Source organism: Aquimarina algiphila (assembly GCF_007489275.1).
GTDB lineage: Bacteria > Bacteroidota > Bacteroidia > Flavobacteriales > Flavobacteriaceae > Aquimarina > Aquimarina algiphila.
Genome location: NZ_VLNR01000004.1, coordinates 130,886 through 156,635 on the forward strand (window position 1 = coordinate 130,886; position 25,750 = coordinate 156,635).

The window sequence follows — 25,750 nt, forward strand, 5'->3', positions numbered from 1 at the left end:
TAATCTCATTCCAATCTCATTCTTATCTTTTTTTAATGTCTCGGGATTACTATTGTAATCAAAATAAAATACGAGCATTATGAAAAAAATATTGATTCCTACAGACTTTAGCATCAAATCATTAAAATTAGCAGAATACGCTTTTAATCTATACCCTAAAGAAATAGTTAATCTTATACTGGTATATCCATATCGATTACCTGTTTGGGAGGGTGATCTTTACAGATTCTCTTCGAAAGAAATTATAGCTGAACTTAATAGTGAGGAATTTTCTAAAGCAAAAAACAAACTTGTTAATAGATATTATATAAACATTAATTCAATTCTAATAGAGTTATTCATTGGGGTCAATTCATACGCTTTTAAAAACTTTAGGGATGAACACCAAATACAAATTGCAGTAGTACCTCAAAAAGGAGATTTGGATTTTTCGCATAATTCTACATTTGACCCCTTGTATTTTATTTTAAAAAATGTGCCTAAAGTATATCAAATAAATCTTACAAAGGAAGAGGAAGATTGGGCTAAACAGTATTAAAGAAAATTAATATGAGGTCATTTTTTTCTCCTAAAAAAGGGTTTTCTTAACTTAGATATAGTAGGTATTTTATCGAAATAGTAAAAATCTATTTTAAAAATTGAGTTGCAAAAAATCACAGTAAAATAGCTACAGATTAATCTTCCTGTATAACTCACATAAAATGACCGTAAAAAGTTATTAATAAACTTCATTTCAGCAATCATAAATTAAAAATGAGACTTACAATTATTTTTACATTATTCGCATTGGCAAAAGTCAAGGCGCAAGAATCAGGAAAACAAACCAAGGATAGTATTTATATACAAGAAATCGAAAAAAAGGAGCCCATTAAAAATTTTCATGCCGAACCCCTATATATTGATTTAATAAGAGATTTGGGCGCAAGAAAAGGTGAAAAAGAATGGAACGTTGGATTTGGTATTACCGATAGAAACGTATATGATGAATATGAAGCCTTAGTAGAATATGAATGGGCCCCTATAGATAGACTGGGTTTGGAAGTTGAACTGCCTTTTTCCATTTATCCATCATCCCAAAACGGAAACGCACCTTCCAGCAACCTAAACAGTTTAAAACTTGCAGCACAATATTCTTTTTTTGTATCAGAAAAGCTTAATACTTCTATGGCCATTGGATATATCCATGAGTTTGAGATGACCGAGTTCGACAACTACGGAAAGAAAACACTATTTACAGGTAATGTCTATAATCCATTTTATATCGTTGCAAAGAGATGGGGGCAAAATTTTCATACATTACTATATACCGGACCTCAATTTATCCACCATTTTTCTAATGGTGTTATTGATACAAATTGGCAAATAAACTCCAATATACATTATATGATAAGTGGTACCAGAAATTTCATTGGTATTGAGTTCAATAAAAATGTGAATGAGTTAGACTTTGATATGACGATAAGACCACAAATGCGAGTTGGAATAACGAACGACTTATTGATCGGAATAGTGACAGGTATTCCGATAAGTAGAAAGAATGAAAGATTCAGTACATTTTTAAGATTAATTTATGAACCAGGACATAAAAAATAAAATTAAATACTTGCGAAGCGTATTGAAAACCTACCTTATGTTGCAGTTTCGATGAATAGTATAATAAAAATATACAAAAAAATTATAGCGATAAAATCAGTCTTATTTTTTAATTTTCGTCTGATTAAAGCAATATTTTTGGTAGTAATCTTGGTTCTTACAACTAATTGGCTAAATCAAAGACACTTATCAATGGTACTAAGCTCTTTAGACTCATCATATAAAGATCATGTAATTACTCAACACTATGTGTATAAACTGAATCATCTTTTCAACCTAAAACGATTACAGTTAAATACTAATACTACATTTTCTAATAATTTCGGGGAAAGTATAACAATTAAACAATTGTTAACCGACTTTAGAGCCACGACACTAACAACAAAGGAATCGCTACATTTTAATAATTTAGAAAAAAAATATATCAGGTTACTGGATCTAGAAGAATCCATTGCGGGCAAGACACATGAAACTGTAAAAAAAGTACATTCAGAAATGAACATTATCATTGATCTTATACTAGAAAATATAGATGCTCTGGCAAATATTAAGTTCAAAGATAATGCACAATTACAACTTCCAAGAATGAATCAAAAATTACTTAGTATAGATAAAGTACTCTTAAAAGTAGAAATCACTTTTTTGATTTTTATTGGAATCATTGTACAACTAATCATTTTTTACCCCAGAAAATCAAAATATTAATATTTGATTAGCTTTTTTTATTTTTGAATACAACTTTTTCATACTAAGAAATGGAAAGTTTTATTATATCATTTCGAATATTCTAATAGTTATATATTGTATATTATACTGTTAATTGAGTTAATACCGTATCAAAAAACAAAACTTTTCATATATCTTTAAAAGAATACTAACTTTTAAAACCTGTATAAGGTAAAAAAAATAAACCTTAATAGTATTGAAAAACTAAACAGAAAACAACAAATATCTATTAATGGAGGGTAGAAAACAATATATTGATCCAAGGACTGGATTATGTTCTGACTATGGTCCTCATTGCGCAGAATTAATATGTATTTTATCCTTGATTGATTCTTTATTTTTTATAGAAATAAAAAGCTAATCTCTTATAAAAAAAGATCAGCTTTCTTTTAAATTTTAAAAGCAGAAAAAGAATACACTTATAAATATGCCAATACGTTCTTTTCTATACGCTGCTCTATATTGGTAACATCCCCTTTTTCAAAAGGAATGCCTGTGATATTTTCATATAATTCAATATAACGTTCAGAAACCGAATGAATATATTCATCAGTCATTTCTGGTATCTGCTGACCTTCTTTACCTTGAAAACCATTACTAATCAACCATTGTCTTACAAACTCTTTTGATAATTGCTTTTGTGACTCTCCTTTTTGCTGTCTTTCTTCATATCCTTCGGCATAAAAATATCTAGAAGAATCCGGAGTATGTATTTCGTCTATCAAAACAATTTCTCCTTCTTTTGTTTTTCCAAATTCATATTTGGTATCCACCAAAATTAATCCACGCTCTGTTGCTATTTCTGATCCTCGTTGAAAAAGTTTGCGTGTGTATTCTTCAAGAATCACATAATCTTCTTCAGAAACTATTCCTTTTGATAATATCTCTTCTCTAGAGATATCTTCGTCATGTTCTCCATTATCTGCTTTGGTCGAAGGAGTAATAATTGGTTCTGGAAATTTATCATTCTCTTTCATTCCTTCGGGCATATCAACTCCACATAACATTCTTTTTCCGGTCTTATATTCGCGTGCAGCATGACCAGAAAGATATCCTCGAATCACCATTTCTACCTTAAAAGGTGAACAAAGATGACCAACAGCAACATTTGGGTCTGGAGTAGCAATTAGCCAGTTCGGCACCAAATCTTCAGTAGCCTTCATCATTTTGGTAGCAATCTGATTGAGTATTTGACCTTTAAAAGGAATACCTCTGGGCATTACCACATCAAATGCTGATAAGCGATCAGTTGCAATCATAACCAAAAGCTCATCATTTATACTATATACTTCTCTCACTTTTCCCTTATAAACAGACTTTTGATTTGGGAAATTATAGTTTGTATCTACTATTGTATTCATTAGTTAATTTCATGTTTTAAGTTTTAATCCTAATCGAATTAAAGCCTAAAATATTTATCCATTTCTATTTTCTATATCCTTATATGCAGCAATTACCTTTTTAACAAGTCTATGGCGAATCACATCTTTGTCATCAAGATAAATCATACCAATCCCTTGAATATTTTTTAGTACTAATAATGCCTCTTTAAGCCCAGAAGTTACTCTTCTTGGCAGATCTATCTGCCCAGGATCTCCTGTGATAATAAATTTAGCATTCTTACCCATACGGGTTAAGAACATTTTCATCTGAGCATGTGTTGTATTTTGTGCTTCATCAAGAATAACAAAAGCATTATCTAAGGTTCTTCCTCTCATAAATGCCATTGGTGCAATCTGAATGACTCCTTTTTCTATAAAGCTATCTAACTTTTCACTAGGAATCATATCCCTTAACGCATCATATAGTGGTTGCATATAAGGATCTAGTTTTTCTTTTAGATCTCCTGGTAAAAAACCCAGGTTTTCTCCTGCTTCTACAGCAGGGCGAGTAAGTATAATTCGTTTTACTTGCTTTTCTTTTAATGCTTTAACTGCCAACGCAACACCTGTATATGTTTTTCCAGTACCTGCAGGTCCTATGGCAAAAACCATATCATTTTTATTAGATGACTCAACAAGTTTACGTTGATTAGCTGTTTGTGCTTTGATTAACTTTCCTCCAACTCCGTGCAATAATGTTTCTCCACTATTTGCAGATGTCTCATAATCAGCTTTACTATCACTGGTCAATATACGTTCAATTACATTTTCATCTAATTTATTATATTTTCCAAAATGTTCAAGTAGCATGTTAAGACGTAAATCAAACTCTTCGAGTAAATCCTCATCTCCATATACTTTCATTTTACTACCTCTCGCAACAATTTTTAACTTAGGGAAGTATTTTTTTAATAACTGAATATTGCTATTCTGAAGTCCGAAAAACTCTCTCGGATTAATTTCTGTAAGTTCAATTATAAGTTCGTTCAAAAGCTATGTGGATTTTAGTATGATTTTTTTTTAGGATTGACTAAGTTTGCTAAAGTTGTTTAAGTTTTGTCGGGAAAGCAAAATAAAAAATTAAAACGAAGCAAAATGCTTAAAGTATCACAATCAATGAAGTGATCAAAAAGCAGTAAATACGATGGTTTTATCATCATTTTGTAGTCCAAAGAAAAACTTTGAGTAACTTCATAACAAATTTACATATTTTTAAACGCTTACAGCCAAAAGATATTAACAATTCTTGTACATGCCAATTATCACCTTAACTACAGATTTCGGAATCAAAGATCATTTTGTGTCTGCTGTAAAAGGTGCTATTTATACAGAATTACCGGAAGCCAGAGTTGTTGATATATCTCATGAAATCTCTCCATTTCATATCACAGAAGCTGCATATATAATACAGAACGCTTATAAAAGCTTTCCAAAAGGTAGTATACATATTGTTGGAATAGATAGCGAGCTTAATCCCGAAAATAAACATATCGCAGTAAAATTAGATGATCATTATTTTATATGTGCTAATAACGGACTCATTTGTTTGATTACATCAGAGTTTAATCCTGAAAAAGTGGTAGAGATAAATATTCATGATGCTATTGCTTCAAATTTCCCTGTATTAGATGTTTTTGTAAACGTAGCTTGCCACATTGCCCGAGGAGGTACACTTGAAGTTATTGGAAAAACAATAACTGAAATTAAAACCATCAAAGGAATGACCCCTATTGTAAATGTTGGAGGTACTCAAATTGTTGGAAGTATTATTTATATTGACAATTATGGAAATCTGGTAACCAATATTACCCGAAAACTATTTGAAGAAATAGGTAAAGGAAGGAAGTTTAAAATTACTGCTCGTACAGCTGTATTTGAAAATGTATATGAACGATACAGTGATGCTATCAATTTTGATATCGAAAAAGGTAAACGCGAAGAAGATGGTAAAAAACTAGCTGTCTTTAATTCTTCTGGATATTTAGAATTAGCAATTTATAAGAGTAATCCTAAAACCGTTGGTGGGGCTTCTAGTCTATTTGGATTATACTATAGAGATACAGTCAGTATTAGTTTTGAATGACTCTAATCTAAAAAAACATGAATCGTAGTACTAGTATTCTATGTCACTACTTTTGAAACTTAAAAAATGATAATACGAATTGTAAAAATGGGGTTTATCCCCGATCAAATTGATGCTTTTTTAGAAGTCTTTGAGCAAAACAAGGATAAAATTCGAAATTTTGAAGGTTGCAGTCACTTAAAACTGCTACAAGATATTACGAATTCTAATCAATTTTTCACGTATAGTCATTGGGAATCTGAAGAACATCTCAATAACTATAGAAACTCTGCGTTATTCAATGGAGTTTGGAAAAACACCAAAAACAAATTCAATCAAAGACCTGAAGCTTGGAGTGTCGTAGATGCATAATTTTTTAGATTGCAAATAGTACTCCTAAATTGTTTAAAGACTAGAAATTAAAAAAATATGTTTGCATTAATACGTAAAGAAATTAATACTTTTTTTTCCTCTGCAGTAGGATATCTTGTTATTGCTATATTTTTGACGCTTAATGGCCTTTTCTTATGGGTATTCAAAGGACAGTTCAATATTCTTGACAGTGGATTTGCAAATCTATCTCCTTTTTTTCAAATTGCTCCATGGGTACTACTATTCTTAATTCCGGCTGTGACAATGAGAAGTTTTGCCGAGGAGAAAAAACAAGGTACTCTTGAAGTATTATTTACCAAACCCATACAAAAATGGCATTTGGTAGTTGGGAAATATTTGGGAAGCCTCTCTTTAATCCTTATTGCTATTATTCCTACATTATTATATATTCTTACTATATATCAACTCGGAAAACCCATTGGTAATCTTGACATAGGTAGTACATTGGGATCATACATCGCTTTGCTTCTGCTAGGTTCGTCATATACTGCAATTGGGATATTTTCTTCTTCAATTACCAACAATCAAATCGTTTCTTTTTTAGTCGGTTTATTTCTATGTTTTGTTTTCTATTTCGGATTTAGTGGATTAGCAAATTACACATTATTTGGATCTCCCAATATAACCTTAGGGCAATTTGGAATGCAATTACATTATGAACGTATGAGTGAAGGTATTCTTGATACAAGAGATGTCTTCTATTTCTTAAGTTGTATATTGATATTTATTGCACTTACTATTGTAGTTCTAAAAAAAAGCTCTTTAAAACAAAAAATTAAACCTGCAAGTATTACATTGATATTTGCTTTTGTATTAAGTATAATAGGAAATACATTCTATAAGCGTTTTGATCTTACTCAAGATCAGCGTTTCACTCTTTCTGAAGCTACAAAAAACATAATAGAAGAAGCAGATGTTCCTATATTGATAGAAGTCTTATTAGAGGGCGATTTCCCTTCAGAATTTAGGCGTTTACAATTAGAAACAAAACAATTATTAGAAGAGTTTAATGTTTTAAATTCCAATATACAATACATTTTCACGAACCCCCTTGAAGAAGAAGAATTACGCTCTCAAACTATTGTAGAATTGCAAAGATTTGGGTTAACTCCGATGGAAGTTAGCGTACAGGAGAGCGGAAAGACTGAAATTGAAACTGTGGTTCCCTGGGCACTTATAAGCCTTAAGGATCAAAGTGTAAAAATTCCTTTGATCAAAAATACGATTGGAGCAACCACCGAAGAACGAGTAAACAGTTCAATACAACAATTAGAATATGCATTTATAGATGGGCTAACTAAACTACTTCACCCAAAAAAGTATAAAATAGCGGTATTAAAAGGTAATGGTCAGTTACCAGATATCAAAATTGCAGATTTTATTAAAACCTTACAGAATTATTATTTTGTCGGTGCATTTACTCTGGATTCGGTTGCGGGAAGTCCTGAAAAAACATTAGAAGACTTGCAAAAATTTGATATGATTATCAATGCCAAACCTACTATAGCTTTTTCTGAGAAAGAAAAATATGTATTAGATCAATTTATTATGAATGGTGGTAAGTCATTATGGCTTGCAGAATCTGTCACTATGGAAATTGATAGCCTGATGAATCCAGAGGGATCATCTGTAGCAATTATGCAAGATTTACGATTAGGAGATGCCTTATTCTCATATGGTGTAAGAATAAATCCTGTTCTGGTAAATGATTTATATTCTGCTCCATTGGTACTAGCATCAGGACAAGGAAACGAAACCCAATTTACACCCTATCCCTGGTTTTATGGATCATTAACCAAAAGCACTAGTAATCATCCTATTGTAAAAAACATAGAATCTGTAAAATTTGACTTTTCTAATCAATTAGATACCTTGAAAAACAATATTAAGAAAACTATACTACTTACAAGTTCTGATAAATCAAAAACTGAAGGTGTCCCAAAAGAAATCAGATTAGAAAATATTATAAGAAAAAAACCAGATATCACAAGTTATACAGAAGGACCTCAAAATCTCGCTGTACTTTTAGAAGGAAGTTTTAAATCTGTATATAAAAGCAGGATAAAACCTTATAAAATAGCATCTCATGTAGATGATAGTAAACCTACAAAGATGGTGGTGGTTGCTGATGGAGACATTATTAAAAATCAAGTGCGTAAAGGACAGCCCTTGCCTCTCGGATTTGATCCTGCTATGAATTTGAACTATGGTAATAAAGAATTTCTTTTAAATACAGTAAATTATCTATTAGACGATTCTGGTCTCGTTGAAATTAGAAGTAAAGAAATAAAAATTTCATTTTTGGATATCGAAAAAGTAATTAAAAACAAGACCAAATGGCAAGTGATTAATATGATAGTCCCATTAGGTATTCTTGCTTTATTTGGGGTATTATTTGCATTTATTAGAAAGAAAAAGTATCAAAAAAGTGTTTAAAATTCTATTGTCTATATTTGATAAAGAAAAGTATTAAACCTTAAATCTATCGATCCTGAAATCTTAAATATTGTACTTAAAACGGAAAACCTATCCATTGGATATCGAACCAAAAAAGAACTTAATGTAGTTGCAGCTGATATCAACTTGAAGTTACATGAAGGAGAGCTTATAGGATTGGTAGGCGCTAATGGGATTGGAAAATCCACTTTACTTCGTACTTTATCTCATGTACAACCTCCTCTACATGGTAAAGTATTGTTATCTGACAAGGATCTGTCATCATATAAATCTATAGAACTGGCTTCTCAATTAAGTATTGTACTTACAGAACAAATTGCTTCAAAAAACCTTACGGTACAAGAATTAGTTGCATTGGGCAGGCAACCTTATACCAATTGGGTTGGTAAAATGGCCGATGAAGATATAGAAAAAATACGTAAAGCGATAGAGGTTACACATATCAATGATTTGATAGAAAAGAGATGTTTTGAGCTAAGCGATGGTCAATTACAAAAAGTACTTATTGCTCGGGCAATAGCACAAGACACTCCTTTTATCATGTTAGATGAACCTACTACTCATCTAGATATTTATCATAAGGCATATATTCTGAAATTATTAAAACGCCTTGCTTTCGAAACCAAAAAGACAATTCTTTTCTCGACACATGAGATTGACTTTGCTATACAGTTGTGTGATAAAATGATTGTAATGAATCAAGATGGTTTTGAATTTGGAAGACCCAAAGAACTAGTTCAAGCAAGAGCATTTTCTGGTCTATTTCCAGAAGACTTAATCATTTTTGACACCAAATCAGGAAGATATAAGGTCAGGAATTAATAACTTCAATTTTTATAGCATGAATATCGAAGAATATAGGGGGCATTGTATTTCTAAAAAAGGAGTAACCGAATCATTTCCATTTGGGAAATTACCTGATGTATTAGTCTTTAAAGTACTCGGGAAAATGTTTACTGCTACTGACATATCTAATTTTGAAGCTATCAGTGTAAAATGTAACCCAGAAGATGTTGAACACCTTAGAGAAACGTATATGGCTGTACAACCACCTGCATATATGAACAAAAAACACTGGAATAAAATTATGATGGATCATACCGTACCAGACTCATTAATCAAAAAATGGATAGATGACTCTTATGATTTGGTAGTCAAAAATCTATCTATTCTAGAACGCCATAAGCTGAATGAATCATAACAAAAAGAAGAAAAACTTACCTTTACTTCCATCATTATTTTGATTCCTTATCTTTATCTTTGGGTAAACAAAAAATTACATGTCAGAATACACACCGATCATTATTGCCATTGGGGTAATTATCATATCAATTATCACAGGTTTTTTTATTGGTAAATATGTTGCTTCGTTAAAAAACAGAAGTGAAAAAAGTACAGTTAGCGAAAGAGCAAACCAATTGCAATTTCAGCTAGAGGAATATAAAAAAACGTCAGAAAATCAACTTTCAGAAATCGGTAAGGAAAGAGAAGAAATTCGTAGAGAAAAAGATTTCCTGAATACAGAGCTTACTCGTCGTAATGCTGAATTTGAAAATCTTCAACTTAAAAATCAAGAACAAAAAGACGAAGTAGAAAAATTACAGGAGAAATTCACTAAAGAATTTGAAAACCTTGCTAATAAGATTCTTGACGAAAAGTCAAATAAATTTACAGAACAGAATAAAGAGAATATTAAAAATATCCTTACTCCTTTACAGGAGAAGATCAATACATTTGAGAAGAAAGTAGAACAAACTCACAAGGAGAGTATAGATTACCACGCAGCTTTACGACAACAGATTCTTGGACTTAAAGATCTTAATGAACAAATGAGTAAAGAGGCTACCAACTTAACCAAAGCACTCAAAGGAGATAATAAAATGCAAGGAAATTGGGGTGAATTGGTACTAGAACGAGTTTTAGAAAAATCCGGACTTGAGAAAGATCGAGAATATTTTGTTCAACAAAGCTTTACCAAAGAAAATGGAGAGCGAGTTTTACCCGATGTAGTTATTTATTTACCCGATAATAAAAAAATGGTTATCGATTCTAAAGTAACTCTTACGGCTTACGAACGGTTTGTAAATGAAGATAATGATGACCTAAAAGCGAATTATCTAAAAGAACATATCAATGCCCTTAAGCGTCACGTAGATCAGCTTTCAGAAAAAAACTACCAAGATTTATATGACATAGAGTCTCCTGATTTTGTTTTACTTTTTGTACCTATAGAGCCTGCTTTTGCTATTGCCATTAACGAAGACAATAAATTATATAATCAAGCTTTTGAAAAAAATATTGTGATTGTTACTCCTTCTACATTGCTAGCTACATTGCGTACTATCGATACCATGTGGAACAATGAAAAACAACAACGTAATGCCATTGAGATCGCCCGACAAGCAGGAGCATTATATGATAAGTTCGAAGGGTTGGTAAAAGACCTTACCGGAGTTGGAAAGAAGATAGACGATGCTAAGAAGGATTACTCTGCTGCAATGAATAAACTCGTAGACGGTCGAGGAAATCTAATCACAAGCGTAGAGAAGCTTAAAAAAATGGGGGCTAAAGCCAAAAAATCTTTGCCAGAAGCAATTATTAAAAGAGCAACTGAAGAAAACGATAACTAAAAAATGAATACATGGAGTCGGATATTATAAAGGTTGTAACAAACATTTTCATAAGTTTTTTGACCTCTTTACCTCAAATAATCATAGTGATACTATGTTTATATTATCTATATAAAGTAACATCAAAAACAGAAGGTATTCTATTGGCTGCAGGAAGTATAATATCATTATTATGCAGTGTTTCAATTTTTATGGCAAGCTCTTATATAAGCCATTTTGAACAAATAGATTCTTATGAAACATTAGTATATATATCACATGGGCTTTCCTTTTTCGGATCCATCCTTTTTACAATTGGCTTTTTTCTGTTAATTAGAAAAACTATTAAAAATAAATCACTATTATCAAAAAACTAAAATTATGATAGAATCAAATTTTTCTGAAATTTTACTTAGGTTCACTGGAGCTATATTTTATATTTTCCCTATTATACTTTTTATTATTCTTGCTATATATTATAATAGTAAAGTGGGATCTACAAAAGAAGGAGTTCTGATACTTGTAGGCAATATCCTTATACTAATTGTAGCGATTCTCCATCAATTTTTATACACATTCGTGGATTTGTGGGGCTTTGATATATATGCCATTATCAATGCAGGAGTAAATGGTATTTCTTTTATTGGATCTATATTATTTCTGATAGGTTTATACATGATGATCCAAAAACTTATCAAAGCAAAACAATAACTCAAATAGTAATTTTATGAGGTCAATACTTATAAAAAGCTTTTTCTTATTATTTCTTTTTGGGAGTAATTTTCAGAGTATCACTGCGCAACAAATGTATTTCCCGGAGCGCGGAAATTGGCAAGAAAAAAGTCCTTCTGATTTCAAAATTAATAATCAAAAACTTCAGGAAGCCGTGCAGTATGCTAAGGATAATGAGTATTCTGGTTCAAAAGACCTTCGTGAAGCAATTGTAAAAGGTTTTCGGCGTGAGCCTTATCACAAAATCCTTGGTCCAACAAAAAAAAGAGGAGGTCCCGCAGGATTAGTTATTAAAGATGGATATATTATATCCAAATGGGGTGATGTTGAGAGAGTAGATATGACATTTAGTGTCACCAAAAGTTATTTATCTACTATGGCTGGTTTAGCGTTAGATCATAAGCTAATTCCTTCTTTAGATGATTTTACATATAAACATATTTGGGATCACACTTTTGATGGTAACCATAACAAGAAAATTACCTGGAGACATCTACTCACACAGTCTTCAGATTGGTCTGGGCAATTATGGGGAGGATATGATTGGGCTGATCGTCCTCCAAGAGACGGTGGTATAGATGAGTGGAAATATAGAAAACTTAATGACCCAGGAACAGTTTTTGAATATAATGATGTTCGAGTTAATTTGCTGGCTTACTCTTTACTTAATGTTTGGCGAACACCTTTACCACAAGTACTTAAAGAAAATATTATGTATCCTATTGGTGCCTCTACTACCTGGAGATGGTATGGGTATGACAATTCATGGGTAACCATTGACGGACTAAAAATGCAATCTGTAAGCGGTGGAGGTCACTCTGGTGGAGGATTATTTATAAATACTTTGGACCATGCTAGATTTGGGCTTTTATTTTTGAATAATGGTCAATGGAACGGCAAAGAATTAATATCAAAACAATGGATAGATGAGGCGATTCAGCCCTCAAAAGCAAATCCGAATTATGGATTTATGTGGTGGCTAAATCAAAAAGGTCCCAGGCATTGGGAAGGATTACCAGAACATTTGTATTATGCCGCTGGTTTTGGAGGTAATTTTATCGTTATTGATAAAAAACAAAACCTGGTTATAGTCACAAGATGGTTAGAGCCAAGTCAAATTGATGAATTTGTAACTAAAATTTATAATGCATTGTGAAAATGGATCAAGAATTTTCTGGAATATTAACATTAATTAGAGGAGGTATTATTATTTTCCCTCAACTGTTTATCTTAATAATTTCTATTTACTACCTCATAAAATCTGGTTCTATAGATGCAATTTTAATGAGTATTGGAAGTATTATAAATTTAATATGCTCAACTCTTTTTGCTATTGACTTGTATGCATATTTGGGAGATTATGGTTCTTCTGCCGATATGTTATATTATGCTATAGATATATTTTTGTGTATTGGATTTATAATATTTGGAATAGGGTTAATTAGTTTAATTAATGAAAAAATGAAAAAATGAAAAAGGCACTTGCAGTAATTATCATCATAATTATAACTCTCTTTGCAGGATGGTATGCCTTTATATATTATGCTTCATACAGTGAAGGAACTCGAAGTGGAGAACTTATTAAGTTTAGTAATAAAGGAATAGTTTTTAAAACCTGGGAAGGAGAAATTAGTCAAGGTATCTCTGGTGCTCAAATATTTAGTTTTTCGGTTGAAGATAAAAAAGTAATAGAAAAACTTGAAGAATTTCAAGGTAGATATGTAAAACTAAAGTATAAAGAGCGCTTTGCTAAAGTATCTTGGCTTGGAGACACAAAGTATTTTGTCATAGAGGTCGAAGAAGAAGAATCACCCCATTTTAGAAATAAGTAAAAAGCAATGACATAAGGTCTGAAAAGTTTATAGATTATTAGCGACAATATTTATAAAACATATAGCTATACACAACATGAAAAAATATAAAACCAATATAGAATCCAGAGTAGTCATTTCTGAATTGATGCTTCCCTCCCATTCTAATTTTAGCGGAAAAATACATGGAGGGTATATTTTATCCCTAATGGATCAAATCGCTTTTGCTTGTGCCTCTAAACATTCAGAAACCTATTGTGTTACGGCGAGTGTAGACAAAGTAGATTTCTTAAAACCAATTGAAGTTGGTGAACTCGTTACTTTAAAAGCATCTGTAAATCATGTAGGAAACACATCAATGGTTGTTGGTGTTCGGGTAGAATCAGAAAACATACAAACTGGAAAAATGAAACATTGTAATTCTAGTTATTTTACGATGGTAGCCAAAAATGATACAGGAAAAAGTGTTCCAATTCCCGGTCTAATTTTAGAAAACAAGACCGCTATACGCCGTTTTGTAAGAAGTATTATACGCAAAGAAGATGCTACTATTAGACGTAATCGTTTTAAAGCTTCAGAGTTTGAACTAGAATCTCATATAGAAGTACTTAAAGAATATAATGTAAAAATTAATTTATAATTAAACGGTGATCATTACGTTATATGTACTAATTATCAAAAACTTTGTATATTTCCTATCAAAAAACCCCATGCTATGAAAAATATCTCTAAGAAGTTTCTTCTACTGTTAACTGTTATCTTTTGTTTTAACTGCAGTAGTAGTGATGATACTGAGCCTATGCCTGATGGAGGTCCAGACACAAATCCTAATCCAAACAAAATAACAACATATGATGCCGATGTAAAAGCCATCATAGATGGACAATGTCTACGTTGTCATACTATTCCATTGGCAGAAGGAGCTACTTTTCCTATGCGTAATTTTCAGGAAACTATAGATGGTGTAAATAGAGATCTTGTCCTTTTTGTTCAATCTTCTGGCGCTAATGTAATGCCACCAAGTGGAAGACTACCTCAAGCAACTATTGATATTATTTTAGATTGGGAAGCCGATGGTTTTTTAGAAAATTAAGATTGCTTATAAATCAAAAACTCTACTTAAATTAAAGCCAAAGAAAAAGTCTCCATCACCCCAGTCTCCAGAAGCCTGGCCTAAGAATCCATTTTCAAACATAGGCTGTGCATTGGTAAAATGAAGTTGAAATACATGTCCTCCTGTTTCGATATCAAACCCTATGGATAGTGGATTCTTGAATGTAGATGTTGTACTTCTGTTTAGGTGTACTCCATAATCTATATTTAGACTGAAGCGTTTGGTTAATTTATATCTCCCACCCATACCTACAAGAAACTGAGAATTATCTTGATCATCAAATCTAACATAATTTTCATGTAAATACGATGGCGCTAGTTCTAATGATAGATTTTTAGTTATTTTCTTAGAAACTAAAATCTGGGAAGTATAAGACACTCTATTATTAAACTCCAAATTTGGTAATAGATCCTCTTCTAAAGCTGTATTTATCGTAACAAGGTTGTATCCAACTATCGTAAACGGAAATCCATTTTTCTTCTGTCTTATCAACCTGTATTTAATATGTCCTCCATAAGTTTTTTGGAAAGAACTTCTGGCAATACCTACATTAATTGCGTCAGTAACTCCATAAATAAACTTTAGTTGCGTTACCGCTTGATCCAACCCAAAAAAGTCATCTATACCATTCTCTACACTTCCAAATCTATGCGCTACAATAAAAAACAGATTTCTTTTATTGACTAACTTGGTCGTTTCAAAATTTACAATTTTTAATCCTTTAAAAGCAGCCTCAACATAATTATCTTCTTGCACATCAGATTCTAATTCATCAAGTAAATCATCTTGAGCAAATAACATACAAGGCATTGCTAATAAAAGTATTAAAACTTTTTTCATAAGAGAGGTTTTATAAATTAGTATAACAAAAACTATTCTAGTATTGAAGTTTGATCCAATTTTATGACTTCTAAGAGCTCATCATACCCTATACATCTACCCTTAATCTTTAGAGGCATCCCAAGAGTATACTTTGATTGATCTACATTGGTATCAAATGAACTATATACTGCTTCATTGAGCATTATAGAATTCTCTTCGATTTCTGTAAGTTCTCCTTCTACAATAATAGTCTTATTTAAATATTTTTCGGAGGAAATGTCTTGATTTTTTGAAAATTCTATTGCTATATCTGTAGCATTTACAGTAAAATTGGCCTCTTCGCTTTGTATATCTCTATGAGATTGGTATATATATTTATATCCTATAAAACCTGCTAAAGCAATAACTAATATGGCTATCAATAGTTTTTTCATGGTAATCTTTTTATAATTAACCTGTATTAAAAATATAAAAATTATCTGTTTATTTAGATTTAATTTTGGATATCTGCAAATTTTGATATAATTTCTAACTCTCTAACGTCACTTAATCTAAGCATGAGAATATCAATCCTGAAGTTTATAATTATTGGTTTTATATTAATTACTATTAGTTGTGAAAACGATAGTGAAAGTGATTTAATCGATGTTACTCCTGTAAATTTAGTCACATATGATGACAATGTAAAAAATATAATAGATAGTAATTGTATTCTTTGCCATAATGATCCTCCAATAAACTTTGCTCCAATGCCATTACTAACCTTTGAACAGGTAAAAGAAGCTGCAGAAAATAGAAATCTAATTGGTAGGGTATCCTCAGAAGATATTAACTTTTTAATGCCTTCTGGAGGACCAAGATTACCCCAATCTACTATAGATATCATCATTCAATGGAGAGATGATGGTTTACTCGAACAATAATTAATAAAACATATAACTGATAATGAAAAATTTAATCATTTTTATCCTATTATTGACCACTTCATTTGTTGTTAGTCAAGAAAAGTACATTACCAAGAAAGGAATTATTAAGTTTGAAGCATCAGTACCCTCATTTGAAGAAGTTAAAGCAAAAAATAGTACTGTTACTGCTATTTTAAATGCAGACAATGGTGAGTTTGCTGCCTTAGCATTGATGAAAGGTTTCAGATTTAAAAATGCACTAATGGAAGAGCATTTTAATGAAAATTATGTTGAGTCTGATGATTATCCAAAAGCTACATTTAAAGGTAAACTGATCGATTTTGATAAAAACAACCTAAAAGAGGAATACTCAATTAAAGGGATATTAACGCTACATGGAAAATCAAAAGATTTATCTGTAACAGGCAAATTAAGTAAAAAAGACAATACAATTTTGATATCTTCTTCTTTTAAAACCAAACCAGAAGATTTTAACATCAAAATCCCTGGTATTGTAAGTAAAAAGATTGCTAAAGATATTTTAGTCTCGCTAAATTTTGATTTACAGAAAAAATAACTATTGTCAAATAAATAGGTAACACCTATGATTTAATTGATTTATATTATAATCATTTCACTATTTCTTATTTATAAAAATCATAAATTTAATTAGACAAAATTCACAAACTCAATGAACTCAGTTAAAGCGCTGTTATACTTTTCCTTGTTTAAGTATCCCCTTTCTGCTGAGGAAGTTTATTTGTTTTCTGCAGCTCATAGTCAAGACGAAGTAAATAATGAATTAAAATACCTCGAACAAAAAGGCGTAATTTTTAGTGATAAAAATTTTTATTGTATTGATAATCATACAAAAACTATTTCCCGAAGAATAGCAGGAAATAATATGGCAAAAGCTGTTATGGATAAGGCTATAAAAAAAGGGGTGTTTATTTCAAAATTTCCTTTTATTAAAGCAGTGGGGATTTCTGGTTCCTTATCCAAGAATTACCACGATAAAAACAGTGATGTTGACTTTTTTGTAATTACGACCTCAAAAAAACTATGGATTGCGCGAACACTTTTGATGCTATATAAAAAAATATTTTTACTAAATTCAAGAAAATTCTTTTGTGTAAACTATTTTATTGCAGAAGACTCTTTAGAAATAACAGAAAAAAACATATTTACTGCGACCGAATTGTTAACCTTGATACCAGTATCTGGTGATTTTGAATTGTTTTATAGTAAGAATCAATGGGTATCAACATTTTTACCGAATATGGAAATAGGGAAATCTCCTTTTTATGAAAACAGTAAAAAAAACTGGTTGGCTAAAATGATCGAGTCTATTTTAAATACAAGAATTGGTGATCTATTAGACAACATTTTTTTAAAATTAACTGTAAAAAAATGGAACTTAAAATTTAACACTTTAAATAAAGAAGATTTTGAGATTGCAATGAAATCAACAAGTGGAGTATCTAAACATCATCCTCAAAACTTTCAAAAAAGAGTTATCGCCAGACTCAATCAAAAATATAAGGAATTTTATACTAGATATAATATTGAATTAGAAGAAGAACATGCTTGATATTTTGTTTTCACATTCGTACTATTATCCTTTGGATCAAAAACAATGGAAAAATAAGACTCCTTATCCTCCATTGGGCACTATATATGCTGCTGCATTAATGAGGCAGAACGGTTTTAACGTTGATTTATTCGATACTAATTTAAGAGATAATCCTTATGATATAGAAAAGGAGATTTCTGAAAAAAAACCCAAGTATCTTGTCTTATATGATGATGGTTTTAATTATTTAACCAAAATGTGTTTGACAACAATGCGTCAAGCTGCATTCGAAATGATACGGATTGGGAAAAGTCATGGATGCATTGTAATCATTAACAGCTCTGATGCTACAGATCATTATACCAAATACCTATTTAATGGAGCAGATTATATCATTCAGGGAGAAGGAGAAGCTACCCTTTTGGAACTAGTAAAATCCATACAACTTGATCAATCTACCAACAATATTAAAGGTATTGTATATGCCAAGGATGAAGGAGAAGAAACTATCACAAACCCAAAGCGACAAGTACTAAAGGATTTAGACGAATTACCATTACCTGCCTGGGATTTAGTTGACATTAATGCATACAAAAACATCTGGAACTCTGGCGGTAAAGAATTTACTCTTAATCTTGCAACAACCAGAGGTTGCCCTTTTAAATGTAACTGGTGTGCAAAACCTATTTATGGGAATCGGTACAATTCTCATTCACCCGAATATATCGTAAAGCATATTCAATTTTTACAAAAACACTATAACGTATATCGTTTTTGGATGTGTGATGACATTTTTGGACTTAAACCTGGTTGGGTACAGGATTTTAATCGCGAATTAAAAAAAACAAATACAAGCTTGCGTTATTATATTCAAAGTAGAGTTGATCTTTTATTAAAAGAAGACACTATTGATGCTCTTGCCGAATCTGGTTTACAAGAGGTTTGGGTAGGTGCTGAGAGTGGTTCTCAATCTATATTAGACGCTATGGATAAAGGAACTACTGTAGAACAGATTTACACGGCAACCAAATTACTAAAAGATAAAAATGTTAGAGTAGCATTCTTTATTCAATTTGGTTATCTCGGAGAAACAAAAGATGATATTTCTAAGACAATAAAAATGATTAAAGAGCTTCTTCCTGATGATCTTGGAGTATCGGTATCATATCCATTACCTGGAACCAAATTTTATGATAAAGTAAAAGATGATCTTCAATTAAAAGCTAATTGGACAGATTCTGATGATTTAGCCATGATGTTTAGTGGTACATATAATTCTAAATATTATAAAAAATTACATCGTTATGTCCATAAAGAATATCGAAAAAGTCAGGGAATTCAATTCATCAAAAAAATTGTAAAAAGCCCTAATAAATTATCCTCAAAAGCTCTAAAAAGGATCACCTATTTGGTGTATTATTTCCCAAGTGCATTTTTAGATTTTCAAATTTTAAAAAGAATGGAACATTTAAATGAATGAAGCTTTTGATATAGCGGCCATAGCCTATGATGATGTCTTTACACATAGCCATATAGGTAAATACCAAAGAGAATTAGTCTATTATTCATTAGCTAAGACTCTTTCTACGCATAAAAATCTTAATATATTAGAAATCAATTGTGGTACCGGTCATGATGCGATATGGTTAGCCAACAAAGGACATCGTATATTAGCGACAGATATTTCTTCGCAAATGATAACCATTGCCAAAACCAAACTTAGTTCTAACCAAAACCAATTAGAATTTAGACAACTTGATATTAATGCTTTGAATGAAACCCATTTTGATGATTCGTTTGACCTCATATTTTCTAATTTTGGAGGATTAAACTGTCTTTCCCCTATACAACTCCATACTTTTTTTAATTCAGCTTCTAAAATATTAAAGCCTGAAGGTAAAATTATTGGAGTAATAATGCCCAAAAATTGTCTTTTTGAAAATATATACTTTATATTAAAAAGGAATTTCAAAAATGTTTTTAGACGAAATACCAAAAATTCTATTGCTGTAAATGTTGATGGAAACTTAGTGAAGACTTGGTACTATAACCCGAAAAACATAAGAAAGTTTTCTAAAAATAACTTTCGAGTTAACAAAGTAAGGCCTATTGGTTTTTTTATTCCCCCATCTTATTTAGAGCCTTTTTTCAAAAAAAAATTGGGGTTGTTGAGATTATTAAATCGTTCAGATCGTATTGTTAAACATTTTTCTTTTTTATCAAAATATAGTGATCACTATCTAATCTCATTACAATCCAAATGAGCATTATTCTGACCCATGCATATTACCTTAGCTCAGATCCGAAAGAACATCGGATTATGAAACCTTATCCTCCTTTAGGTCAACTCTATCTCTCTGGATATTTACAAGAACACAATATAGAAAATTATGTTTTTGACACTACTTTTAGCTCGTTAGAGGACCAATTACATTTTATTGCTTCTAAGAAACCTGATGTCATTGCCATTTATGCAAATTTAATGACTAAAGTTGATGTTATTAAACTCATCTACATTTTGAAAAATGAAGCTAAATATGGTTTTCCAAAAATTGTATTAGGTGGGCCAGATGTCACCTATAATTGTGAGAATTATCTAAAAGCAGGTGCACAATACTTGGTTCTGGGTGAAGGTGAAGAAACCTTACTTGAACTATATCATGCCATTATAAATAAAACAGATATACATCAAATTTCTGGAATAGCCTATTTGGATAAAGGTGATGTTATAAAGACATCTGCTCGTATCAAAATGAAAGACCTCTCTGCTCTCCCCTTACCCAACCGTAGTGCTATAAACATGCAACAATACCTTGATACCTGGAAAAATAACCATGGTAAGAGTTCTATGACGGTAAGCACACAAAGAGGGTGTCCGTATACCTGTAAATGGTGCAGTACAGCGGTGTATGGTCAAAGTTATCGAAGAAGACCGGCAAGCTTGGTTGCGCAAGAGTTGGTTATGCTAAAAAAACAATACAATCCAGACACAGTATGGTTTGTTGATGATGTATTTACAGTGAGTCATAAGTGGTTAAAAGAGTTTCATGATGAAGTAATCAAACAAGATGCAATTATACCTTTTGAATGTATTACTCGTGCAGAAAGATTAAACGATGATGTATTACAACAATTAAAAGAAGCTGGATGTTACCGTATATGGATTGGAGCAGAAAGTGGTTCGCAAAAAATTGTTGACGCTATGGATCGGCGTGTAAAAGTTGAGACAGTGCGAGAAGCAATCCAAAAAACGAATCAACTGGGTATAGAAACAGGAACATTCATAATGGTTGGGTATCCAGGTGAAGATGAAAAAGATATAGCAGAAACTATACATCATCTTAAAGTTGCAAATCCAACGCATTTCACAATTACCGTCGCTTACCCTATCAAAGGAACTTCATTATATACCGAAATAGAAAACGACATCACTATACAACCTGATTGGAATACTTCTACAGATAGAGATATTGATTTTAAACGTACTTATCATCGTAAATTTTATGATTTTGCCGTACGAAGGATTGTAAATGAGGTTAATTATTTTAAAAATCAACAAAACATCATAGAAAGGTATAAATTAAAGTTTAAATCTGTTGCATCTCTGGTATTAATGAAATATTATAAATTCAAGTAATATTATGATTAGATTCAACCGTTTTTTTATAGTCATTATAAGTCTTTTTATTCTTAATTGTTCTCCTAAAAAAGATTATCAGATTAACTTAAAATGGAACAAATCTTATTCTGATGATACTTTAAACAAAAACTTAATCGGTCTGCAATGGTGTTTATCCTATCTTGGATCTACAATTGCTAATGATTCTATAAGTCCAGGGTTAACTTATAATGATTCAATCATATCATTGAACATTAAAGAATTAGGTTTTAATAATCAAGCTTCAAACTTTCTAGCTTCTCTTTCCTATAAACTAAAACAATCAGAAGAGTATAAACATAATAATTCCATCGACTTAGGAAGGTTTATGGCTTATACAATTGGGAGTCCTTATCACTATTATAGAATAGTAGATGTGCCTCAAAAACTCTCTGATTATTATGAATTATATCAATTTGATAGTATAAAAGGGTATATCAATAATTCTAGTGTTTCTCATGTAGATCGGATTATTCAATATTCTAATTCCTCAAAAGAATTAGATCAGGCTTTTATTTCGTTTGAGATTGATTCTGTAACTAAGAAAATATTAGAATATGAAACTATGGAAATCATGTCTAATGGACAAATAAAATTTGGGATTTATGATATTAATGGGCGATTAAAAAAATCAGCCGATCCAAAGCATACCAAAGCTGGAAAACCTGCTAAATGTATGTGGTGCCATGAAGTAAACATACAGCCTTTATTTAATGATCAAGAAAATATTACTGGATATTTACCATATATTACTTTTAATGATTCTTTAGAAAAGTTTGATAAGAAATTAAAGCTTGTGCAAGATAGTTTATGGAAGAACAAGGCCTTGAAAGATAAAAAACAACATACACTCATGGAGATTTCATACATTTCTTTTATGGAACCTTCTCTAGAGCATTTATCTAATGAATGGGGTATTTCCAAACTAAAGTTGCAAAAAAAATTAAAATATTTAAAAACACACCGCCATCATGAATTTGATTTTCTGGGAGATCTGTATAACAGAAATGAAATAGATAAGATTGCACCTTGGAAAACTACAGAAATTCCTTCTAGTATTAGAGAAAAGTCTTATAAAAACCCTTAACTTCAACCGTTTTGGAGTATAAATATAAAACCAGATTAAAACAACTATGGTTACTTTTTTTAATATTGTAAAAAGAATTTATGCTGTAATCCCTAATAGCTATAAAAAACTATCCATACCATTTTTGGCACTATCATTACTTTTATTAGTACTAGATGTTTTTTCAATTTTTATTCTTATTCCGTTAATTATTTCTTTATTAGATCAACATAATGAAATTAAATTTTTAACAATACAATTATTTCAGGAAAACAAGTATCTAATGACAATCTGTATTGTTTTATTTTTTGTTCTTAAAAACTATGTTTCCATTTTAATAAATAAATATCAGGCCAGAGTGATTTATGATTTAGGTTCTGAATATTCATTGCGTCTATCAAAACATTATATTTTGGGTAATTACCAAGTCTTTAAAGAGCAAAAAAAGTCTTCTATAATTAAAGAAATCATTTTTGTCGCAAATGATTTTGTAGGAAATCTAATAGTATCTGTGAATACTATTTTTTCTGAATTTATTTTATTACTTATGATTACCTGTATAGGTTTCTATTTTTATTTTAGCATTACATTGGTTGTTATACTTTTTCTTGTTTCAATTGTAATCATTTCTAAATATTATAATAAAAAAACTATACAAAAAATTAACAATACCCGTTCTGAGGATTATGATAATAATATAAATAACCTTATGAATTTACTAAATGGTTATATGTCCATAAAATCTCCTGATTTATTACAACACTTTCTAGCCAAATTTAATAACTCAAATAAAAGATTAAATCATAATTATTCCATTTTGCACGCCAAAAGAATCAACAATAGCAAACAAACTGAAATAATTATGGTTCTTTTGCTTTGCAGCGTATTTACATATATTCATTTTTTTTCCTTTACTAAAGCTTATGCGATTTCTTTTTTATCTGTTTTTGGAGCTTTATTCTTTAAAGCCATCCCCTCTATTAACAGACTAAACATAGGGGTAACTAATCTTAATTCTCATTTATATGCATTAGATATTATAGAAAAAAAAGTAAACACAGCTACAGAAATCAATACCACAAAGACCTCTATTACATTTAAGGAAAAAATTACTTTAAAAAATATTGGATTTTATTTCAAAGAAAATAAATCGATTTTAAATAATTTTAATCTTATCATTCCAAAAGGGGCTTTTATATCAATTATCGGAAAATCAGGAATAGGGAAAACAACACTACTAAATATTATTGCAAAATTGATTGATCCTACTGAAGGAAATATATACATTGATTCAATAGAAATAAATGACACTAATAAATATAACTATTTCAGTTTAATCACTTATTTGGTTCAAAAACCGTTTATTTATGAAGGAACCGTTTTGGATAACATCGTTTTAACGAAAAAAGATTACGATAAAAAATTACTTAATGAAATACTTATAGGATTGGAGATTGAGGAAATTATTCTAAACCTTCCAAATGGAATGGAAACTTTTATCGGTTCTGAAGCAAGAAATTTATCCGGAGGGCAATTGCAAAGAATCTGTATAGCAAGGGCATTACTTAATATCCCCAATATCTTGATATTGGATGAGGCTACCAATAATTTGGATAAAGTTTCAGAAGGTAAAATACTGCGTTTTATTCATCAATTTGCAAAAACACACACCATAACTACCATTTTGATATCCCATGATATTAGACACACAAAAGATTTATACAGTTTCATAGTTAATTTAGAAAAATCATGAAATTCAGTATTATTACAATTACTTATAATAGAGCTAATCTTATTATTGAAACCATAGAAAGTATACTAAAGCAAACTTATCAAAATTTTGAATTACTTATTATTGATGACGGCTCTACTGATCATACAGAAGATGTTATAACTTCTTATCAAAAAAAAAACAAAGATAAAATACAATATATAAAAAGTGAAAAAATAGGTATTCCCAGCAAACTGAGAAATATTGGATTACGACAAGCCAGTGGAGAGATTATTACTATTTTGGATTCTGATGATATATGGTTAGAAGAAAAACTTGAGCAAATGTATAACATTTTTGCACAACAGAAAGATGTTAAATTTGTAATTCACAATCTCCAACATTTTACCCAAATTGATAATTTAAAACCTCCTTTCTATAATTATAAAAACTCCTTCTATAAAGATGTTTTAAAGGAAATATTAATTTGTGAAATTTTAGCATTCCCCATATTTTCTATGAGAAGTTCTATTATGGATGAAATTGGCTTATTTGATGAAGATGTTATAGAAGGGCAACACGATTATTATTTAAAAGTAGCCACTAAATATAAAATATTTTACCTCAACAAGTCATTGACATTAATGAGGAGGCATGAAAATAATTACACAAAAAAATCAGATGTAATTCATTGTTTGGATGCAATTACATCATATGATAAGCTAAGAAAAAACAACCTATTAAATAAAAAACAATATCAATTAGCGTCTAATTTTATGAATTATAAAATTGCTGAATTTTATTTTCAGCAGAATGAAAAACAAAAAGGAATAAAATATTTGAATATTATTTCTAAGAACTCTTCCATTTTTAGCAAATGGTATTTAAAATCTAAAATATTAAAATATATCGGTTAACTTTATAATAAAATCTATTCATTGAAAAGCATAAAAAATAAACTACAAGATTCTTTTATAAATCCAACTACATATAAGAATATAAATACATACCCGTTGTGCATTTAGTTAATATTAATTTTTAGGTTGTTTATATTTCTGTTGAATTCAAACCTATTGATATATTGAATAATGGTCATTGCTGTGATCTTTGATAAGATTCTATTTTTAAATCCCTCA

The 25,750-nt window shown here is 30.5% G+C and carries 28 protein-coding genes and 1 pseudogene; 24 read left to right on the forward strand and 5 right to left on the reverse strand.

Annotated features, from left to right (window positions below; genetic code table 11):
* Positions 1–79: 79 nt before the first annotated feature.
* The 3 genes from FOF46_RS03125 (at position 80) to FOF46_RS03135 (ending at position 2,298) form a co-directional block, all read left to right on the forward strand.
* Entirely contained in the window at positions 80–538 is a 459-nt protein-coding gene (locus tag FOF46_RS03125; RefSeq protein WP_143915435.1) for a hypothetical protein, read from the forward strand.
* 215 nt (positions 539–753) lie between these two features.
* Positions 754–1,593 (forward strand): HAEPLYID family protein, encoded by an 840-nt coding sequence (locus FOF46_RS03130; protein WP_143915436.1) that lies wholly within the window; start codon positions 754–756, stop codon positions 1,591–1,593.
* A 192-nt stretch (positions 1,594–1,785) separates the two neighbouring features.
* Positions 1,786–2,298: a hypothetical protein gene (locus FOF46_RS03135; RefSeq protein ID WP_143915437.1), complete on the forward strand. Its 513-nt coding sequence runs from the start codon at positions 1,786–1,788 to the stop codon at positions 2,296–2,298.
* Positions 2,299–2,738: 440 nt separating this feature from the next.
* Here FOF46_RS03135 and FOF46_RS03140 read toward each other — a convergent pair whose 3' ends face one another.
* The gene (locus FOF46_RS03140; protein ID WP_143915438.1) at positions 2,739–3,680 is read right to left on the reverse strand and encodes a phosphoribosylaminoimidazolesuccinocarboxamide synthase; all 942 of its coding nucleotides are present in this window, start codon (positions 3,678–3,680) and stop codon (positions 2,739–2,741) included.
* A gap of 54 nt (positions 3,681–3,734) precedes the next feature.
* On the reverse strand, positions 3,735–4,691 hold the full coding sequence (locus FOF46_RS03145) for a PhoH family protein (protein WP_109436850.1): 957 nt from the start codon (positions 4,689–4,691) through the stop codon (positions 3,735–3,737).
* A 262-nt stretch (positions 4,692–4,953) separates the two neighbouring features.
* On the opposite strand from FOF46_RS03145, the gene FOF46_RS03150 reads away from it, so the two are divergent.
* From FOF46_RS03150 to FOF46_RS03205, 12 genes are all read left to right on the forward strand, one after another.
* Positions 4,954–5,784, forward strand: a complete 831-nt coding sequence (locus FOF46_RS03150) for an SAM hydrolase/SAM-dependent halogenase family protein (protein ID WP_143915439.1) — start codon at positions 4,954–4,956, stop codon at positions 5,782–5,784.
* Positions 5,785–5,850: 66 nt separating this feature from the next.
* Positions 5,851–6,135 (forward strand): putative quinol monooxygenase, encoded by a 285-nt coding sequence (locus tag FOF46_RS03155; RefSeq protein ID WP_109436852.1) that lies wholly within the window; start codon positions 5,851–5,853, stop codon positions 6,133–6,135.
* 57 nt (positions 6,136–6,192) lie between these two features.
* A complete protein-coding gene (gene gldG, locus FOF46_RS03160) occupies positions 6,193–8,592 on the forward strand; it encodes a gliding motility-associated ABC transporter substrate-binding protein GldG (RefSeq protein ID WP_143915440.1) in 2,400 nt (799 codons plus the stop codon).
* Between the two features lie 147 nt (positions 8,593–8,739).
* The gene (locus tag FOF46_RS03165) at positions 8,740–9,435 is read left to right on the forward strand and encodes an ABC transporter ATP-binding protein (protein WP_333967990.1); all 696 of its coding nucleotides are present in this window, start codon (positions 8,740–8,742) and stop codon (positions 9,433–9,435) included.
* Between the two features lie 19 nt (positions 9,436–9,454).
* On the forward strand, positions 9,455–9,814 hold the full coding sequence (locus FOF46_RS03170) for an MmcQ/YjbR family DNA-binding protein (RefSeq protein WP_109436855.1): 360 nt from the start codon (positions 9,455–9,457) through the stop codon (positions 9,812–9,814).
* A 79-nt stretch (positions 9,815–9,893) separates the two neighbouring features.
* Entirely contained in the window at positions 9,894–11,243 is a 1,350-nt protein-coding gene (locus tag FOF46_RS03175) for a DNA recombination protein RmuC (protein ID WP_109436856.1), read from the forward strand.
* 360 nt (positions 11,244–11,603) lie between these two features.
* Positions 11,604–11,933, forward strand: a complete 330-nt coding sequence (locus FOF46_RS03180; RefSeq protein WP_109436857.1) for a hypothetical protein — start codon at positions 11,604–11,606, stop codon at positions 11,931–11,933.
* Between the two features lie 16 nt (positions 11,934–11,949).
* On the forward strand, positions 11,950–13,110 hold the full coding sequence (locus tag FOF46_RS03185; RefSeq protein WP_143915441.1) for a serine hydrolase domain-containing protein: 1,161 nt from the start codon (positions 11,950–11,952) through the stop codon (positions 13,108–13,110).
* 2 nt (positions 13,111–13,112) lie between these two features.
* Positions 13,113–13,427, forward strand: a complete 315-nt coding sequence (locus tag FOF46_RS03190; protein ID WP_143915442.1) for a hypothetical protein — start codon at positions 13,113–13,115, stop codon at positions 13,425–13,427.
* Positions 13,424–13,786 carry a 6-phosphogluconate dehydrogenase gene (locus FOF46_RS03195; protein ID WP_143915443.1) on the forward strand — a complete coding sequence of 121 codons (363 nt, stop codon included), beginning with the start codon at positions 13,424–13,426 and terminating at the stop codon, positions 13,784–13,786. The genes FOF46_RS03190 and FOF46_RS03195 overlap by 4 nt, the downstream gene beginning before the upstream one ends.
* 76 nt (positions 13,787–13,862) lie before the next feature.
* Positions 13,863–14,405 carry an acyl-CoA thioesterase gene (locus FOF46_RS03200; RefSeq protein WP_109436861.1) on the forward strand — a complete coding sequence of 181 codons (543 nt, stop codon included), beginning with the start codon at positions 13,863–13,865 and terminating at the stop codon, positions 14,403–14,405.
* Positions 14,406–14,480: 75 nt separating this feature from the next.
* Entirely contained in the window at positions 14,481–14,858 is a 378-nt protein-coding gene (locus FOF46_RS03205; protein WP_109436862.1) for a hypothetical protein, read from the forward strand.
* Positions 14,859–14,864: 6 nt separating this feature from the next.
* Here FOF46_RS03205 and FOF46_RS03210 read toward each other — a convergent pair whose 3' ends face one another.
* On the reverse strand, positions 14,865–15,719 hold the full coding sequence (locus FOF46_RS03210; RefSeq protein WP_109436863.1) for a DUF5777 family beta-barrel protein: 855 nt from the start codon (positions 15,717–15,719) through the stop codon (positions 14,865–14,867).
* Positions 15,720–15,751: 32 nt separating this feature from the next.
* A complete protein-coding gene (locus tag FOF46_RS03215) occupies positions 15,752–16,135 on the reverse strand; it encodes an OB-fold protein (protein ID WP_109436864.1) in 384 nt (127 codons plus the stop codon).
* A gap of 123 nt (positions 16,136–16,258) precedes the next feature.
* On the opposite strand from FOF46_RS03215, the gene FOF46_RS03220 reads away from it, so the two are divergent.
* The 9 genes from FOF46_RS03220 to FOF46_RS03260 all read left to right on the forward strand — a co-directional run bounded on the left by FOF46_RS03220 (position 16,259) and on the right by FOF46_RS03260 (position 25,531).
* Entirely contained in the window at positions 16,259–16,624 is a 366-nt protein-coding gene (locus FOF46_RS03220) for a hypothetical protein (protein ID WP_109436865.1), read from the forward strand.
* 22 nt (positions 16,625–16,646) lie between these two features.
* Entirely contained in the window at positions 16,647–17,183 is a 537-nt protein-coding gene (locus FOF46_RS03225; RefSeq protein ID WP_109436866.1) for a YceI family protein, read from the forward strand.
* Positions 17,184–17,297: 114 nt separating this feature from the next.
* The gene (locus tag FOF46_RS03230; protein ID WP_109436867.1) at positions 17,298–18,197 is read left to right on the forward strand and encodes a nucleotidyltransferase domain-containing protein; all 900 of its coding nucleotides are present in this window, start codon (positions 17,298–17,300) and stop codon (positions 18,195–18,197) included.
* Entirely contained in the window at positions 18,190–19,659 is a 1,470-nt protein-coding gene (locus FOF46_RS03235; RefSeq protein ID WP_109436868.1) for a B12-binding domain-containing radical SAM protein, read from the forward strand. Before FOF46_RS03230 ends, FOF46_RS03235 begins: the two co-directional genes overlap by 8 nt.
* Positions 19,652–20,443: a class I SAM-dependent methyltransferase gene (locus FOF46_RS03240; RefSeq protein ID WP_109436869.1), complete on the forward strand. Its 792-nt coding sequence runs from the start codon at positions 19,652–19,654 to the stop codon at positions 20,441–20,443. The genes FOF46_RS03235 and FOF46_RS03240 overlap by 8 nt, the downstream gene beginning before the upstream one ends.
* Before the next feature lie 56 nt (positions 20,444–20,499).
* Positions 20,500–21,816, forward strand: coding sequence for a B12-binding domain-containing radical SAM protein (locus FOF46_RS03245; protein WP_244299558.1), 1,317 nt, complete (start codon positions 20,500–20,502; stop codon positions 21,814–21,816).
* Positions 21,817–21,820: 4 nt separating this feature from the next.
* Positions 21,821–22,924: a hypothetical protein gene (locus FOF46_RS03250; RefSeq protein ID WP_109436871.1), complete on the forward strand. Its 1,104-nt coding sequence runs from the start codon at positions 21,821–21,823 to the stop codon at positions 22,922–22,924.
* A gap of 46 nt (positions 22,925–22,970) precedes the next feature.
* Entirely contained in the window at positions 22,971–24,656 is a 1,686-nt protein-coding gene (locus FOF46_RS03255; protein WP_143915445.1) for an ATP-binding cassette domain-containing protein, read from the forward strand.
* Positions 24,653–25,531 carry a glycosyltransferase family 2 protein gene (locus FOF46_RS03260; RefSeq protein WP_109436873.1) on the forward strand — a complete coding sequence of 293 codons (879 nt, stop codon included), beginning with the start codon at positions 24,653–24,655 and terminating at the stop codon, positions 25,529–25,531. Before FOF46_RS03255 ends, FOF46_RS03260 begins: the two co-directional genes overlap by 4 nt.
* 104 nt (positions 25,532–25,635) lie before the next feature.
* Here FOF46_RS03260 and FOF46_RS32450 read toward each other — a convergent pair.
* Positions 25,636–25,750: pseudogene (locus tag FOF46_RS32450) on the reverse strand (IS982 family transposase); the annotation flags it as partial.